12 protein-coding genes are annotated in these 15,678 nt (G+C 71.8%); 5 read left to right on the top strand and 7 right to left on the bottom strand.

The window, feature by feature from the left end; genetic code table 11:
* Window positions 1-44: 44 nt before the first annotated feature.
* From ACFV6E_RS13915 to ACFV6E_RS13940, 6 genes are all read right to left on the bottom strand, one after another.
* Window positions 45-317: a hypothetical protein gene (locus tag ACFV6E_RS13915; protein ID WP_385461523.1), complete on the bottom strand. Its 273-nt coding sequence runs from the start codon at window positions 315-317 to the stop codon at window positions 45-47.
* Window positions 318-385: 68 nt separating this feature from the next.
* A complete protein-coding gene (locus ACFV6E_RS13920) occupies window positions 386-1,384 on the bottom strand; it encodes a hypothetical protein (protein ID WP_385461526.1) in 999 nt (332 codons plus the stop codon).
* Window positions 1,381-2,640, bottom strand: coding sequence for a CHAT domain-containing protein (locus ACFV6E_RS13925; RefSeq protein ID WP_385169702.1), 1,260 nt, complete (start codon window positions 2,638-2,640; stop codon window positions 1,381-1,383). Before ACFV6E_RS13925 ends, ACFV6E_RS13920 begins: the two co-directional genes overlap by 4 nt.
* Window positions 2,641-2,645: 5 nt before the next feature.
* On the bottom strand, window positions 2,646-8,072 hold the full coding sequence (gene fxsT / locus ACFV6E_RS13930; RefSeq protein WP_385461529.1) for an FxSxx-COOH system tetratricopeptide repeat protein: 5,427 nt from the start codon (window positions 8,070-8,072) through the stop codon (window positions 2,646-2,648).
* Window positions 8,073-8,212: 140 nt separating this feature from the next.
* On the bottom strand, window positions 8,213-9,202 hold the full coding sequence (locus ACFV6E_RS13935) for a hypothetical protein (protein ID WP_385461531.1): 990 nt from the start codon (window positions 9,200-9,202) through the stop codon (window positions 8,213-8,215).
* Window positions 9,203-9,231: 29 nt separating this feature from the next.
* Entirely contained in the window at window positions 9,232-10,026 is a 795-nt protein-coding gene (locus ACFV6E_RS13940; protein ID WP_385461534.1) for a hypothetical protein, read from the bottom strand.
* 220 nt (window positions 10,027-10,246) lie between these two features.
* On the opposite strand from ACFV6E_RS13940, the gene ACFV6E_RS13945 reads away from it, so the two are divergent.
* The gene (locus ACFV6E_RS13945) at window positions 10,247-11,311 is read left to right on the top strand and encodes a helix-turn-helix domain-containing protein (RefSeq protein WP_385461537.1); all 1,065 of its coding nucleotides are present in this window, start codon (window positions 10,247-10,249) and stop codon (window positions 11,309-11,311) included.
* 39 nt (window positions 11,312-11,350) lie between these two features.
* Here ACFV6E_RS13945 and ACFV6E_RS13950 read toward each other — a convergent pair whose 3' ends face one another.
* Entirely contained in the window at window positions 11,351-12,043 is a 693-nt protein-coding gene (locus ACFV6E_RS13950; RefSeq protein ID WP_385169714.1) for a TetR/AcrR family transcriptional regulator, read from the bottom strand.
* 58 nt (window positions 12,044-12,101) lie between these two features.
* Between ACFV6E_RS13950 and ACFV6E_RS13955 the strand changes: the two genes are divergently transcribed.
* The 4 genes from ACFV6E_RS13955 to ACFV6E_RS13970 all read left to right on the top strand — a co-directional run bounded on the left by ACFV6E_RS13955 (window position 12,102) and on the right by ACFV6E_RS13970 (window position 15,610).
* Window positions 12,102-13,556 carry an MFS transporter gene (locus ACFV6E_RS13955; protein ID WP_385461541.1) on the top strand — a complete coding sequence of 485 codons (1,455 nt, stop codon included), beginning with the start codon at window positions 12,102-12,104 and terminating at the stop codon, window positions 13,554-13,556.
* Window positions 13,553-13,948, top strand: a complete 396-nt coding sequence (locus ACFV6E_RS13960) for a cupin (RefSeq protein ID WP_385169719.1) — start codon at window positions 13,553-13,555, stop codon at window positions 13,946-13,948. Before ACFV6E_RS13955 ends, ACFV6E_RS13960 begins: the two co-directional genes overlap by 4 nt.
* Window positions 13,945-14,289, top strand: a complete 345-nt coding sequence (locus tag ACFV6E_RS13965) for a hypothetical protein (RefSeq protein WP_385461544.1) — start codon at window positions 13,945-13,947, stop codon at window positions 14,287-14,289. Before ACFV6E_RS13960 ends, ACFV6E_RS13965 begins: the two co-directional genes overlap by 4 nt.
* A gap of 94 nt (window positions 14,290-14,383) precedes the next feature.
* Window positions 14,384-15,610 (top strand): TetR/AcrR family transcriptional regulator, encoded by a 1,227-nt coding sequence (locus ACFV6E_RS13970; protein WP_385461546.1) that lies wholly within the window; start codon window positions 14,384-14,386, stop codon window positions 15,608-15,610.
* Window positions 15,611-15,678 lie beyond the last annotated feature (68 nt).

A 15,678-nucleotide genomic window follows, 5' to 3' on the forward strand; every position in this document is an offset into this window, starting at 1 on the left:
CGCGGACTGCGCACGCCACAGGACATGGCGCTGCTTGCCTCCGCTCAGGCCGGCAGGACGTCCGCGCCCGCCGTCACGGGTACGACCTTCCCGTCCGACGGTGCCTCGGCCTTCACCTCCGTGCCGAAGCCCGGCAGCGTCATCGTCGTCATGGCCTTCACACCGCCGAAGCAGGACAGCCGGACCTGGACGGCGCGTCCCTGCTTCGTCTCGTCCGTCATGCGGAGCGTCGCGGTGGCATGGTCGACCGTGCCACGGTAGTGCAGTGCGGGGGTGCCGTTCACCTGCTCCTCGCCCTCGTCCGAGACCTGCCGCATCGCACGCGGCGCAGCGCCGGGTTCGCAGGGCATGTCCGCCGTGCGGTCGGGGCTCAGGCTGTCCGCCCTCAGCGGGAGCGTTCGGCGAGGGTGAGCAGTAGGTGTGACGACTCCGGGTGGAGGTAGTCCGAGTGGGCGCCTGTGGGGTTGAGCCTGGCGCCCTTGAAGAGCCAGTCGGCGTTGACGTTCACCAGCCTGTGGTCCAGATCGGGTTGGGAGTAGACGGCGTCGGTCGGGAGCAGCTTCGCCGCGAAGGGCTCGACCGGGGCGGCCCCGGCGCCGGTGTGGCCGATGCCCGGGGCTTTCTCGGCGCGCAGATGCCAGTAGCCCGTCGCGCGGTCCCAGCGGGAGTGGGTGAGGGCGATCGGACCGCGCAGCGGGGCACCGGGGTGGTCGTCCGTCGGGAAGAGGGTCTCGAAGTGGGTCGTGAAGGCGTCACGTGAGGCCGCCATCTGAAAGATCAGCATGCTGTCGACCGTGAACGGGCGGCGCGGGTCGTGCGGGGTGGACCAGCCCAGCACCGGCGGGGGCTCGGCCGCTCGCTGTACCGCCTCGCAGAGGAAGCGGCCCCCGAAGGAGTGGCCCATCAGATGCAGGTACTGGCCGGTGCGGCCCGCCAGGACCGGTGATGCCTGGGGGTCGCCGCGCGTGCCGTCCAGGTAGCCCAGCAGATGGCCTATGACGTAGGGGGCGTGGCCCTTGCCTTCCGCGCTCATCGCATGAGCGCGGTCGCGGATGCGCTCGTAACCTCCCTTGAGTCTGGAGCGGCTCGACGACGGCCAGCGCACCACCACGGACCACGGGCGGTAACCCCTCTTCAGTCCGGGGTAACGCTCGGGGTTCGCCTCGTACAACTGCCGTGCCTGGGTCAGGAGTGTGACCGCGACCTTCGTCGCCCGTGCGGGCGGCGTCTGCCAGCCGTGGACCCAGACGTGGATGTCCGTGGCCCACGTCGGCAGAGGGATGGTACGGGCCAGGTGATCGGCGACGCGGTTCACCGGGACGGGGACGCCGTCCGGTGTCCTCAGGCGCCCCTGTTCGTCGAGGTCGATCTCCGCGGGTTTCATGAAGCCAGGTCCAGGCGGCTGTTGATGCCGCAGTTGAGGGAGTAGGCGAGGGCGAGCGGGTTGCGGTAGTCGCGGGCGAACCTGCGTACCAGTGACTGGCCTATCTCGCCCGCGGTGCGGTTGCCCGTCAGATACTGGTCGAGGAACGCGTACGCGTATTCGGTCGCGAAGATCTGCGGCATCCTGATCTGCGGGGCGAGGATGCCGGCCGCGCCGAGGTCGATCAGTTGCTGCCCGAGGTGTTCGAGCCGCCCGGGGTCGGTCGCCTCGGCCGTCTGGCAGGCGTTCATCAGGACGAAGGGGCGGAAGCGGGCCTGGGGGCTGCGGACGTAGGAGCGGCGTTTACGGAAGACCAGGGGGCCGTCTATGTTCTCGCTGTCGGACAGCTGCACGGCCAGGAACTGACTCGACGCTCCGCCGTTCACGAAACGGCCGTGGCACCAGAAGTACATCACGTCCTCGTGCAGCACGGCGCGGGAGAACGCTTCCAGCAGTTCTCTGCCCTCGGTGCGCACGACCAGGTGGGAGCGCTCCTTCAGGAGCCGGCAGACTTCCTCGGCCCGGCCCACCTTGTCCAGTGACTTGTCCTTGTTGAGGCTGGTGGTGGCCCGGTCGCGGTGGCCCAGCGAGGCATGCGGCCATGGGTAACCGGTGTTGGTCTGCTCGACCTGGTGGCGGTGGCCCAGGAACGCTTCCCACGGGTCCGCGCACTGAGTCGGGTCGACGGCCAGCATGGGCCAGGGCATCTGCCACTCGGAGACGAAGCTGACCCGCAGAGTGCGCTGTCCGGCGAGGACCTTCAGCAGGAATGCGCGGAACTGGCAGAGGTCGTAGCCCGTTCCGTCGAGCATCATGTCGAGCGCGTGCCATCCTTCTTCGGCCAGCGTCTGCGCCAGTTTGTCGGTCTCGTGGTGCATCTGCGTCAGGTCGGCGAAGTCCGCGTAGGGATGCCCGCCCACCGCCTGCCCCGGAGCGGGATCGTCGTCGCGGTGGTCGACCACCTTGTCGTGCCAGATGGTGCGCAGTCGTTTGGCGTAATCGAGCAGTTTCTCCGGGGTGATCTCCAGGTCGGCGCTGTGCCAGGGGTTTGCGAGGGGCTGCTCCGGGTCCTGGAAGTGAGCGTGGATCCGCAGGCCTCGCGGGCCGTTGCTGCGCAGCTCCACCCGCAGCTCCGGTGGTTCACCCCGCGGGGACAGGGTCTGCGTGCCGCCGCCGGAAGGGTCACTCAGGACCTCGAAGTCTTGTTGCCGCGCCATCCGGATCAGGCCTCCCTCGTGGCGTCCCCGACGCCGAACGTCGTCCGCAGATCCTGCAGAACCAGTCCGGACGCGTGGTCGTAGAGCGTGAACCGCACCTCGTGGTCGCCCGGTTGCCCGGCGGTGAACGTGAAGCGTGCCGGGCTGCCGCCGGGAACGTACTCCGCCAGCGCCGGGTCCACCGAGGCGGCCGTCCGGCAGGCGGGGGCGATCACGATACGGTCCGGGGGCGCGACGCCCGGCTCCCTGACCAGGTCCACATCGATCGGCAGGGGCCGGCCGGCGGTGGGTTCGTCGTCGGTCGGCAGCGTCAGCCGGACCCGCCAGGCGGGGCGTGCGGAGTGCAGGCGGCGACGCAGCTCCACCGTTTCCGGGTGGTCCGGGCCGAAGACACGCTCCCAGCGGGCGATCACGTCGTCGTGGGCCGGAGCGTCGGGGGCGCCCGTTTCCAGGCAGGTCAGGACAAGGGTGGCGAGGCTTTCCAGGGTGTGGGGGTGGTCGGCGCCGAACAGGTGCCCGCGGGCGGCCGTGACCGCCTTCAGCAGCCGGATCGCCATGGCGTTCTCGCCCGCGTGGGCGAGGGTGTCGGCGAGTTGGACGGCGTGGCTGGGGTGGGGGTCCTCGTAGTTCCGGGAGAAGAGCTCGACGACCATGGCCGCGCGCAGGTCGTCGTCGCCGGTGTCCGGGTCGGCGCCGACCGCGCGCTCGTGGGCGGCGACGACACCTTCGACGGTGTCCGGCAGCGGCAGTCCCGACGCCGGGAACAGGGCTTGCCCGCGCAGCAGTCCGGTCAGGACGTCCAGGGCCTGCCGGGGGTGTCCCGCCTGGGACAGGGCGTGCGCCAGGACCGGCAGGTGGCGCAGCACGATCCGGTGTCCCGTGCCGTGGAGGCGGGTGCAGTCGTCGATCAGTTCGCGGGCCATGTCCACCGCGTGGCCGGCGGAGCCGGTGTCGGCCGTCACCCAGGCCAGGGCGCCGCGCACCCGGAAGGTCTTGGGGTGGTCCTCGTGAAGCGCGGCTTCACAGCGGCTGAGGATGTCTTCCAGACTCAGCGCGGCCTGGCGGTAGTCCCCCAGCCTCTGGTGGGCGAGTGCCAGGTCGACGCGGCAGCTCAGGGACTCGGGGTGGTCCGGGCCGCGCTCCTTGTCGCTGTCGTCGACCAGCGTGAGCAGTTCGCGTACCGCCCCTCGCCGGTCACCGGCCATGGCACGCTGCCGGGCCAGTTGGCCGCGTGCTTCCAGGACCGATCTGTGCAGTGGGCCCTGTATCCGGATCCGGTCGACCACCAGTGCTTCCTGGAGCGACAGGGCCTGCGCGATGTCACCCGCCTGCTCGTGTGCCGCGATGACGCGGCGGCGTCCGTCGAGGGCTGTGGTGTCGTCCGGTCCCACTGTCCTGACCAGGTCGTCCACCAGCTCGGTCGCGGTGTGCAGGGCCCGGCGGGCGGTGCAGGGGCCCAGCAGGGTCCAGGCGATGTCGTCCCGCAGGTCGAGCGTGTCGGGGTGGTCGGCGCCCAGCACGCGTCGGTGTTCGGTCAACAGGGCGGCCTGGTCCCGCAGTGCTCCCGCACGGTCTCCGGCGGACTCCCGCCAGCAGGCCGTGATGGCTCGTTGGCGCAGGACGTCGGGGTGGTCGGCGCCCTGGATGCCGCTGCGGTCGTCCGCCAGCTCCCGGCCGAGGGCGATGGCCCGCTCGTAGTCGAGCCGGTCGCGCAAGGTGAAGATCAGCAAGGTTCTCGCGGCGAGTGTTTCGGAGTGGTCCGGTCCGTGGAAGCGCCTGCTCGCCTCCACCAGCTCCTCGTGTCCGATCACCGCCCGCTGGTACTGGCACGACTGCCGCCACGCCTCCACCAGCTGCATCTGCGTGTTGATGGTGGTGACGTGGTCGCGGCCCCGTACCCGGCAGGTGTCGGCGAGGAGCTGTTCGGCGAGGACCGCGGCCCGGAGGTGGTTGCCCGCCGCGTTGTGCTGGGCGACCACGCTGTAGCGCAGCGACAGAACGGCGGGATGGTCCGGCCCGTCGACGTCGATGCGGTCGGCGAGCACGGCCTCCAGAGTGCTCAGGGCGGCCCGGTGCCGCCCGGCCGCCTGCTGGACCAGGGCGAGGCCCCGGCGGGAGCGCAGCGTGCGCGAGTGCGTGGCGCCCTGCTTCTGCGTCCAGCGGGCGATGGCCTCTTTGTACCGGGCGACGGCCCGGTCGTACTGTTCGGCCGCCGAGTGGGCGTTCGCCAGGTTCTCCAGCGTGAGCAACGTGTCCGGAGCATCCTCCCCGAGCAGCCGACGGCGGTCGGCGAGCAACTCGGTGAATCCGCGGACCGCGCCCTCGTGGTCGTTGTCGTCCAGCCGGGCGAGCGTCAGAGCGCCGCGCGCGTCCAGAGTGCCCGGAGCGTCCGGCCCGAAGAGCCGGGTGTGGTCCTCGACCAGCTTCTCGTACGCGGTGATCGATTTCTTGTACTCCCCGGCGGACCGGTGGACCCAGGCCCGCCAGCTGCGGACGTTGAGCGTGTCGGAGTGGTCCGCACCGTTCACGCGCGCGTAGTCGTCGATCAGCAGGTCGAAGATGCCACCGGCCCGGTCGTTCCGCCCGGCCGCGCGGTGGACGATGCCCGTCCGCAGCCGCGCGGAGAGGGTTTCGGGATGGTCGGGGCCGCGCAGCCGGGCCCAGTCCTCGGCGAGTGGCTCGTACAGCGCGAGGGCCTGGGCGTGGCGGCCCTCCTCCCCGAACACCCAGGCCAGGTCGAGCCGGACACCGAGGACTCGTGGGTGATCGGTCCCGAGGAACCGCTCCATGTCCGCGCGCAGGGTGGTGAGTATGTCGACCGCCCGGCTGTGGTTGCCTGCCCACTGCAAGGTGTGCGCGAGGATCGAGCGGGTGCGGAAGACGGCCGGGTGTTCGCGTCCGAGGGCCTCGGCGCGGTCGGTCAGGACGTGCTCGAGAAGTTCGACGGCGGTCCGGTGCTCGGCCGCCGCACGGTGGGCGAAGGCCAGGTTTGCCCGCGCCGTGAGGGTGGCCGGGTGCAACGCGCCCTGTATGCGGGTGCGGTGCGCGACCAGTCGCTCGCGTTCGCCGATGGACCTCTGGTGGTCACCCGCGAGCTGACAGGTGAAGGCCAGCGCACCGCGCGCCCGCAAGGTCTCGTGATGGTCCTCGCCCCTGACCCGGGTGAGGTCGGCGATCACTTCCGTGTACGCCGTGACCGCGGCGGCGTGGTCCGACCGGTTGCGGTGGGCCACCGCGATGTCGTCGCGGTAGTCGATGGTGGCGGGATGGTCCGGACCCTGCGCCCGCGCGCTGTCCGCGGCGAGCGCCTCGGCGTGCCGCAGCGCGGCGTCCGGGCTCACCGCCTCGGAGATCGACCACCCCAGCGCCTGGCGGCTGCGCAGGGTGTCCGGGTGATCGGCGCCCTGGACCCTCGTCCGGGCGGTCACCACCTCCTCGTACAGCTCGACCGCCTTGCGTGGGTCGCCCGCCGTGCGGTACGCGGCGGCCAGCCATCCCACGCTCGTCAGCGTCTCGGGGTGATCCGCCCCGTGCTCCCGCCGCCGGTCGCGGACCGCCTGCTCGTACAGTTCCAGCGCCGTACCGTGCTCGCCGGCCTCCAGCAGGGCGTACGCCAGACCTGTCCGGCTGGCCAGGGTGTCCCGGTGCGAGGGGCCCAGGACACGCTCCCGGTCGGCGAGAACCGCCCGGAACTCGGCCACGGCCGCCTGGTGGCGGCCCGCCCACTGGAGAGCGTAGGCGAGCCGGTCGCGGCTTCTGAGCGTGTCCTTGTGGTCCTCGCCCTGAACGTGCCGCCGCTGTTCCACGGCGGCTGTCAACTCTGCGACGGCCTGCACGACTTCGCCCGCCTTACGGCGCGCGTACGCCAGTTGCTCGCGCGCCGTGAGCGTTTCCACCGCGTCTGCTCCGCAGATGCGGACCCGGTCGGTGTAGACGCTTCTGCAGAGTGTCACCGCATGCGCCGGGTCGTCCGCCTTGGCGTGCAGACCGGCCAGCCGGTCACGGTCGGTGAGTGTGACGGAGGCGGTCGCACCGTACAACCGGGTGCTGCCGTCGACGACCATCTCCATCAACGGGATGGCCAGGAACGGCTGTTCACGGGCGATCAGTTCGCCGGCGCTTCTGCGGTACATCGCGACCGTCGCCGCGTCCGCCTGGTCGGCCGGCCCGGTCGCCGCGAGTGCCTGGACGTGCGGCAGCAGCCGGCGTGTGGCGTCGTCGTCCGGGTGATCGGCGAGGAAGGCGGCCAGGGCACGTTCGGCCAGTGCGCGGGCGTCGGGGGCACCGGTGTCCTGGAGGGTACGGCGGACCAGACGGTGCAGGGTCGGGCCCTCGGCGCCGGGGGAGAGGAGGTGGTAGGCGGCCAGGGCGGCCAGGGAGCCGTCGATGTCGGAGAGGTGGGCGCCGAGACGGCTGACGACCTCGGGCGGTACGGGCTCGGGGGCGTACCAGGCCAGCGTGTGCAGGAGGGGCGCGGCCGACGGGTGGGCAGAGGTGATCGAGGCCAGGCTGGTGTGCCAGATCCGGGTGATCGTCGGACCGGTGTCGTCGGCGAGGACCAGGGCGGGGCTGAGGTCCAGCAGGTTCCGGTAGGCGGCGAAACCGACGCCCGTCTCCCGTACGTAGGCGCCCGCCTGGGCCAGGGCGAGCGGCAGGTTGCCGAGGTCCGTGGCGAGTCGGGCGGCGTCCGTGGAGGCGGTGCGGGAGGTCGTGCGGTGCAGCAGGCGGACCGCGTCGTCATGGGCGAGGACGTCCAGGTCGAGGAGAGCGGTGCCCTCGGGCCAGCCGGACCGGCAGCGGCTGGTGACCAGTTGGTGGCCGTGGGAGGGCAGCCGGCCCAGGAACGGGATCAGGCGCTCCGGGTGCTCGACGTTGTCGTAGACAACGAGCCAGTCCCGGTGTTCCGCCAGCCAGGTCAGCGCCCACTCGGTGCGCTCCTTGGTGGTGGCGGTGTGGGCCCACGACGGGTGCAGGCGCAGCGCGAGGTCGGCGAAGCCGGACGCGGTCTGTGCCGGGGTTTCGGCGACGATCCACCAGACCAACTGGTAGCGGTCCCTGTGGTGGTGCGCGTGGCGCAGGGCGAGAGCGGTCTTGCCGATGCCGCCGAGCCCGCTGACCGTCGCGGTCTGCGTGACGACGCCACTGCCGGAGCGCAGGTGGTCGTCGAGCAGTTGCAGATCCTGGGCGCGGCCGACGAAGGGCTGCTCGGGGAGGGTGGGGAGGTTGTCCAGTGGAGCGGGGAGCGTGAGGCGGGCGGCGGCGGCCCTCGCCTCGGGCGGCAGGACGGTCGTGGGGCGTTCGAGGTGGGGATTGCCTTCCGGGTGGAAACCTCTGTTGTCCTGCCCGGGAACGGCCGGATCGCCGTGTGGAATGGTGTTCTCCCGCTCCGGAACGGCGGCTTCCGTGGCCCGTAATTCGCCTGCGACCGTCATGCTTCCCCCGAACCATGCGCCTTCTGCGTCGACTGTACTGACAACAAGGGCGAGTTGTCAGGGGTTGCGACATCCCGGGGCGCTCGCCGCCCGTCGGCCGAATCCAAGAGGTCCGTCCAGGCCGTGCAAGCTTCGACGGGTCACGCGTTCTGGGTCTGCTGGGCGCGGGCCGCGACCATTGTGGCGAGCTGTTCGAACTCCGCGTTCCATTCCGGGGCATCGGGTACCGGGTGGTACTCCACTCGGGCGAGTACCGTGCCGACGCGGAACTGCGCGTCGGCTGTCGTCTCGTCGAGATCGACGTTGTAGTGGGTGATCGCGGCGCGCTGATCGCCGAGTTCCGGGAAGGAGATCTCCGTCGCCTTGTCGTTGTCGGCGACATTCGCCCGCAGTTCCTCGAAACCCTTGGCGGTCAGTGCCTGGCTGGAGCAGGACCACACCGTGAATTCGGCCCATACCGTCCGCGTGCTGCCGTCGTTCCAGTTGTTCGTGGCGAAGCGCGCCTGGGCTGCTGAGCACCCGTTGTCCGTGCCGGCTGCGACGGACCCGGATCTGCTCCAGCCGGACGGCATGCTCGTCAGGTCGGGCACGACCTGCTTGACCTCGCTGACGTTCAGGGCTCGTACGGCATGGCGGGCGCCGTCGCCCTGCGACGACTCGGGGGAGTCGTCGACCACGAGGAGTTCCACGCCCCCGTACACGGCCATCGCGACCAGGGCCAGCAGCGAAGCGACCACCAGGGCGATGGTCATCCGTCCGCCTCGGGTGTTGTTGACGGTCAACGGGCCGAAGGCGATGGGACTGCGCGACACCCGGCTGCCGGTGATCAGCAGGCTGCCCGTGGCGCCGGCACCCGGTGCGGTCAGGTGCAGCTGCAGTTGACGCCGCAGGTCCGCGTCCGCCTCGATCTCCTCCCGCACCGCAGACCGGGCCATGTCCTGCGCGGCCGGGTCCTCGGCCGCGTGATGCAGCGTGTTCAGGGCCACCCGTCCCCGGTCCGTGGCCGCCAGCCGAGCGCGCAGGACATCGGCGACGGCGGTTCCGGCGCCCTGGCCGACCGCGCCCGCCGCGCCGGTCGCCGTCGCGGTCATGACCGCGACGGCCATGGCCGCCAGTTCGGCAGTCTCCATATGTGCCCCCGTTTCGATATTCGGCGCTCTCACCGCGACCGCTCCACGTCGATGAGGAGATGAGCGCGCGCAGTGGCGAACAACTCGCGTTGCCGTGCCGGTGTCTTCCCGCGAGCGGCGGCGTCGACGAGCAGTTGGTACACCTGCCCCTCCTCGCCCGCGACGAAGACCTCCAGGCGGGTACGCGCCTCGCTCTGCCCCGTCCAGTGGTAGCCGATCTCCAGCCACAGGGCGTCGCGGTCGTTCTGGCGGGTCCTGTGGGTGACGACGGCGAGATCGGCCATCGAGGATTCCGCGGAGCGGCGGTACCAGGCGAGTTGACCGGCGGCCGCCTTCTGGGCGGTCGAGCCGTAGGTGGTGTCCCGCTTGACGCTCATGTCGAACGTGTCGTCCGGCGAACGCCAGGTGCTCTGGATGTCACCGGCCGGTCTGCGGACCCAGCCGTCCGGGACGGCGAAGGCGGCGGTCAGGCCCGGCTCGTCGACCCGATGCCAGCCCTTCGGTACCGCTTTCCGCGGCGCCGGGGACGAAGCGGCGGGCGTGGATGCGCCATGACCGCCGGAAACCGCTTCGGGCAGCGACGAAGACGATGCGGGCTCCGAGGCCGATGCGGATGCCGATGTCAGCGCCGACGCCGGTGTCGACGGGGCCGGGCTACCGGCACCGGCGTTACCAGCGACGCTCCGACCGGCGGCGGAACCGCCCGTGAAAGGGACCCCGAACAGGGCCAGCAGCAGGCCCACGACAGCGGTAGCGGCCGAGACCAGGGCCGCCAGTTCCCCGATCCGCCGCCCCGGCGAGGCGTCCCCGTCCGGACCGCTCATTCCCCGTCCCCCTTGCAGCACCGGTGTGCACAGGTGACAACTGTGCGGCCCGGCAGGGCCTTCGGTCCTCCGCAGAGCGCGCACGCTTTCTTGGCGATGCGTGCAACCGAGGGCGCATGCATCCGAAGGCGCGCCCGGAAAGGCCGACGGCACGCTCACCTCCCGGCCCGTGAGAGGGGAGGATGGTGAGGTGTTCATCTGCGGCGGGGGCGGAGGAGCGATGCAGGAGAGACAACCGGTGGAGAACGTCGGACAACCGGTGAGGAAGGCCGGGCAGCCGGTGGAGAAGGTCGCATCTCCGCGCGGCTCGGCGAATGTGATGTCGGTCTCCACCGACAGTGTCAGCGGGCTCGAGGGATTCGGCTGGTGGGGCGACATGGTCGGCCGGACCGTCATGCCGGTGACGATCACCAGCCCCTACTCCCACCGTTTCACCGGCAGGGCGACCACGTTGGACCTCGTGCACACGGAGGTCTCCGGCTTCGCGTTCTCGCCCATGTCGGCGCGGCGCACACACGCCCACATCCGGATGTCCGACCCGGAGACATACTTCCTCTTCCTCGTCCACGGCAGCCCGGTGGCGCTCGAGCAGTCCCGCAACGAGATCCTGCTCCAAGCCGGGGACATGGCGATCTTCGACACCTCGCGGCCTCTGTCCTGCGAGTTCGTGGACCAGGAGCGTGCCTCACGGGTGACCTTGATGCGTCTGCCCCGCGGCGCCGTCCCGCTTCCCGGTGACAGGACCGACAGCCTGGTGGCCACCCGGTTACCCGCGCGGACGGGCTCGGGCGCGCTGCTCATCTCATACCTGACCGCGCTGCGTGTGAACGCGGCTCAGTACACCGCACCGGAGTTGCAGCGTCTCGGTGCCACCGGGCTGGAGCTGGCGGCCACCTTTCTCGCCACCCGCCTCGACCTCCACCGGAGCCTGCCGGTGGAGACCCGGCAGGCCGTGCTCCTGGCCCGTATCGACGCCTTCATCGACGACCGTCTGGGCGAGCCGGACCTGAGTCCGGCGACGATAGCCGCTCACCATCACATCTCGATCCGCACCCTGCACGCGCTGTTCCGGCAGCGGCCCGAGACCGTCGCGGCCACCATCCGACGCCGCCGGCTCGAACACTGCAGAGCCGATCTCGCCGACCCGCTGCTGCGGCGCCGGACCATCGGCGACATCGCCGGCCGCTGGGGCTACCGCCACCCGGCAGACTTCAGCCGGGCCTTCCGGCACGTCTACGGCATGCCACCGCGCGATTTCCGGCGGGAGTGCCGATCAAGCGACTGACCCGGGTTGTCGAGTTCGTACGTCCGAGGCTGTCGGCGGTCAGGCCTGCGACGGCTCCCCGTGCGCGGTGGTGAGCAGGAGACCGTCCACCAGCGCCCGGAGGCCGTCCAGGTAGGTGTCCTCGGCGGTCAGCGGCGCCCACCGGTCCGCGACCTGCGCCAGGCGGGGCAGCTCACGCGGGTCGAGGTCGGCGAAGACCTGCTCCCGGTATGTGGTCCGGTCGTCGTCCGCGCGCCGCCGGGCCGCTGTCGTCCTCACCACGATCTCTCCGGCGGTGTAGTACCAGATCGCACGGTAGCCGTGCACGGCCCGGTCGGGGGAGAGGCCGCATTCGACCAGGCCGTCGACGATTCGCTCGACGAACCACAGCGCGCTCGTCGACATCAGGTCGTCGGCGGTCAGCACCTCCACGATCCAGGGGCAGGCGGCGAGCACCTCGTGGACGGCGGTGGCGGCCACGACGATCCGCTCGCGCGGGTGGGCGGGCAGTTCGGGCCGGCGCAGGGTCCGGGCGGCGTAGTCGTCCAGCAGGAGGACGAGCAGCTCCTCCTTGTCGCGGACGTGGTGGTAGAGCGCCATCGGCGTGCTGCCGACCTCCGTGGCCAGCCGGCGCATGGTCAGCCGGTCCACGCCCGCCTCCTCCACGATCCGGCGGGCTGTCCCGATGATCTCCTCGCGGGAGATACGAGGAGGTCGGCCCGGGGTTCTGCGCGATGCGGACGGTTGCGGCATGCCCCCCATCATCCCTCAGGTGTCGACAACGGCGAACCCTGGCGCTAGATTTCTATACATGTATAGAAACTCTGGAGACAGACCCGGAGTGGTGCTGGCGGCAGCCGCCGTCGCCCAGTTCGTCGTCGCCCTGGACATGGCCGTGGTCAACGTCGCGTTGCCCGCGATCCGTACGGCGCTGGACTTCGCGCCACTGGACCTGTCGTGGGTCGTGCACGTGTACGCGCTCACGTTCGGCGGGTTCCTGCTGCTGGGAGGCCGCGGCTGCGATCTGTACGGCAGGCGCCGGATGTTCGTGCTGGGGCTGGCCGTCTTCGCGGTGTGCTCGCTGGCGGGCGGGCTGGCCCAGGAGCCCTGGCAACTCGTCGCCGCACGCGCCGGGCAGGGCGTCGGCGCCGCAGCGGCAGCGCCCGCCGCGCTGGCGATGCTCACCACCACGTTCACCGAAGGCCCCCGGCGCGTACGGGCGCTGGGGGTGTGGAGCGCGGTGAACGCCGCGGGCGGCGCGCTCGGAGTACTCGCAGGCGGAGTGCTGACCGAGTACGCGGGCTGGCGCTGGACCATGCTGATCAACCTGCCCATCGTCGCGATCGCTCTCGCACTGGTCCTCGCGGGGGTGCCCGCCGGGGAGCCGTCCGAGCGGCGCGAGCGGCTGGACGCGCTGGGCGCCGTCCTGGCGACGGCCGGAGTAGGGCTGCTGGTGCTCGGGGGCGTCCGCACCGACACCCTGGGCTGGGGCTCGCCGGTCACGTGGGCGACGCTCGCCGCCGCGGCCGTGCTGCTCGCCGCCTTCGTACTCGCCGAGACGAAGGTTGCCGCACCCCTTCTCCGCCTCGGACTGCTGCGCAGCCGCTGGGTCGCCGGCGCGAACGTGCTGGTCTTCCTGGCCGCGGCCGGGCAGTTCGCGGCGTTCTACTTCGTGTCCCTGTACATGCAGCAGGTCCTGGGCATGGGCGCCGCGGCGACCGGCGTCGCGTTCCTGCCGTTCTCCCTCGGCCTGGTCGCGGGAACCGTCGTCGCGACCCGCGTCACCGCGTCCCGTACTCCTCGCACAGCCCTTGTGCCCGGCGCTCTGCTGGCCGCCGCGGGCCTGGCCTGGTTCGCCCTGATCAGCCCCGGCGGCAGTTTCCTCGCCGACGTACTCGGCCCGTCCCTCGTCACCAGTGTCGGCGCCGGGCTCGTGCTGGCTCCGGTCGCCGCCGCCGCGACGACCGGCGTCGCGCCACGTGAGGCCGGTATGGCGTCCGGACTGATGAACAGCTCCCGCCAGCTCGGCGGTTCCATCGGCCTGGCCGCACTGGCCACCGTCGCCGCGCACCGCACCGGCACGTCCGCCGACCCCGCCGCGCTCAACGACGGCTACGCCTGGGGCCTGGCCGTCGCCGCCGCCGTCTTCGTGCTCGCGGCAGTCGTGGCGATCGGCGTGCTGCCGCGCCGCCGGGCCTTCACCCCTGCCAAGCAATCCCCACAATCCCCCCTCGCAGAGAACCAGTTGGAAGGAACTCCGTCATGACGACCACCACCGTCGACCTGTTCGCCTCGGCACTGCACTTCCGCCCCGACGGCGGCGTACGAGCCGTCGAACGGCAGATGACGGGCGGCGACACCGGCGCCTGGCAGGTCGCCACGTTCCACGTGGAGACCGACGCCGACGTGCACGCCGACCACTGGGAGATGCACCCGGAGGCCGAGGAAGCGGTGTGCTGTCTGACCGGCGGGGTCCGCATCTACTTCCGTCCCGACACGCCCGACGGCGCCGAGGACATGGTGCGACTGAGCGCGGGCGCCGCCGTGATCGTCCCCCGCGGCCGCTGGCACCGCCTGGAACTGGACGCCCCCAGCGACCTGATGTCGATCACCCTCCGCGACGGCACCCGCCTGGAGAAGCGCACCCGCGCTCATTGACCGGCAAGGTCCTGGGGCGCGTCGGCATCGAGCGTCTCCCGCAGCGGGAAAGCCATCAGGCTCATCCCCACCGGGACCGTCCCGGGCGTGCGCGGCGGGCGTGCGGCGTCGTGGAGTTCGGCTACGCACCGACCGGGCTCGCCCTCCTCCTGGGCGCGGCCCTGGTGGCCACCCTCGACCACAGGGTCCAGCTCCTCGCGGCCGGTGCGCTCGGCCTGACGACAGCCGTGCTGCTCGCCGTCACCGGCCGTCCCCGCGCCGTACCGCCCGCCGGACCGGACGCGCCCGGGAAAACGGCCCCGCCCGATGCCGCCATCCCGCCTCCCTACCAGCGCGAGTGACCGGTGTCCCAAGCGCCACAGTGGGTGCTGGCCGTGGATCGTCCTGTGATTCACTGACGCGCATGGCTCTGTCCCGACGTCCTCCTGCCCGCTGGTGAACGCCGCCCCGATCGCGGCCGCTCGACCGCGCAACCGCAGGCAGCTCATCCTCGAGGCGGCCGGCCGGGTGTTCAGCGAGCGCGGCTACCACGCGGCGTCCATGGAGGAGATCGCCGCCGGGGTGGGGATCAGCGCGGCGGCCCTGTACCGGCACTTCCCCAACAAGTACGCGCTGTTCGCCGAGTGCGCGAACGTCATGGTGGACCGGCTCGCCGCGGTCCTCGGCGAGGTGTCGTCCGAGGCCGGTCCAGCGGAGGTGCTGGGCGCCGTGACCCGGGTCGCCGTGGCCCACCGGGCGTCGGGTGGCCTCTACCGTTGGGAGGCCCGTTACCTCGATCACGAGGACCGGCGGCTCCTGCGCGTGAAGTTCGCGCGCGTCGTCGGCCGGGTGACCGAGGCCGTGCGGCGCAGCCACCCGGCGGACGAGGCCGTACGACAGGACCGCCCGTCGCCCGGAGGCGTACGCCAGGACTGCCCCTCGCCCGACGCGGAGCTGCGTGCCGCGGCGGCGCTCGGCGCGATCGGGTCCATCACGACGCATCACGTCTCCATCGCCCAGCGCCGGGCCGAGGAAGTGCTGTTGGCGTCCGCCCTGCGGGTGATCGCGACCGATCCGGCGGCGACCGTGGGCCGCGCCCACTCCGTGGAACTGCCCGCCCAGCCGGTGCCGCGCACCCGGCGTGCGGAGATCCTTGCCGCCGCCGTCCCGCTCTTCGCGCGGGACGGGTTCGCCAAGGTGACGAACGGGCAGATCGCGGAGGCGGTCGGCCTGGTCCCGTCCGCCCTCTACCGCCACTACCCCAACAAGAGGGACATCCTGGTGGCGGCGTGTCTCCAGGCGGCCGGACTGCTCGCGCAGGCGGTCGACCGGAGCCTCGAGGGGGTGACCGACCCGCACGACGCCGTGGTCGCGCTGGCGGCGGCGTACGTGGCCTACAGCTTCGAGCACACGGCGCTCACCAGCGTTGCCGAGGCCGAGGTCGTCGGGCTGCCGGCCGATCTCCAGGAGCCGCTGATCCGTGCGCAGCGCGACCACATCGCCGTATGGGAGCAGCAACTGCGCCTGCTGCGGCCGGAGTTGGCTCCTCGGTCGGCGCGCGTCCTGGTGCACGCCGGGTTCGGCGTGGTGGTCGAGGCCGGTCGCAGACTGCGCTGGCGGGACACCCCCGAGCACCGCAGCGCCGTCACCGCTCTGGTCGTCGGCGCGTTGGGACTGGGGTGAGGTGACCTGAGGTCGGACGCCCCACGACCCGCCGGGGCGGTGGGTCGCGGGGCGTCACACGCAACGCG

The organism is Streptomyces sp. NPDC059785 (assembly GCF_042732375.1).
GTDB lineage: Bacteria > Actinomycetota > Actinomycetes > Streptomycetales > Streptomycetaceae > Streptomyces.

Excerpts from the sequence above, each read along its gene's own strand:
- ACFV6E_RS13960 (WP_385169719.1), top strand. The coding sequence starts at position 13,553 with ATGACGACCACCACCGTCGACCTGTTCGCCTCGGCACTGCACTTCCGC.
- ACFV6E_RS13955 (WP_385461541.1), top strand. The coding sequence starts at position 12,102 with ATGTATAGAAACTCTGGAGACAGACCCGGAGTGGTGCTGGCGGCAGCC.
- fxsT (WP_385461529.1), bottom strand. The coding sequence starts at position 8,072 with ATGACGGTCGCAGGCGAATTACGGGCCACGGAAGCCGCCGTTCCGGAG.
- ACFV6E_RS13950 (WP_385169714.1), bottom strand. The coding sequence starts at position 12,043 with ATGCCGCAACCGTCCGCATCGCGCAGAACCCCGGGCCGACCTCCTCGT.
- ACFV6E_RS13925 (WP_385169702.1), bottom strand. The coding sequence starts at position 2,640 with ATGGCGCGGCAACAAGACTTCGAGGTCCTGAGTGACCCTTCCGGCGGC.
- ACFV6E_RS13915 (WP_385461523.1), bottom strand. The coding sequence starts at position 317 with ATGCGGCAGGTCTCGGACGAGGGCGAGGAGCAGGTGAACGGCACCCCC.
- ACFV6E_RS13920 (WP_385461526.1), bottom strand. The coding sequence starts at position 1,384 with ATGAAACCCGCGGAGATCGACCTCGACGAACAGGGGCGCCTGAGGACA.
- ACFV6E_RS13940 (WP_385461534.1), bottom strand. The coding sequence starts at position 10,026 with ATGAGCGGTCCGGACGGGGACGCCTCGCCGGGGCGGCGGATCGGGGAA.
- ACFV6E_RS13945 (WP_385461537.1), top strand. The coding sequence starts at position 10,247 with ATGCAGGAGAGACAACCGGTGGAGAACGTCGGACAACCGGTGAGGAAG.
- ACFV6E_RS13935 (WP_385461531.1), bottom strand. The coding sequence starts at position 9,202 with ATGGAGACTGCCGAACTGGCGGCCATGGCCGTCGCGGTCATGACCGCG.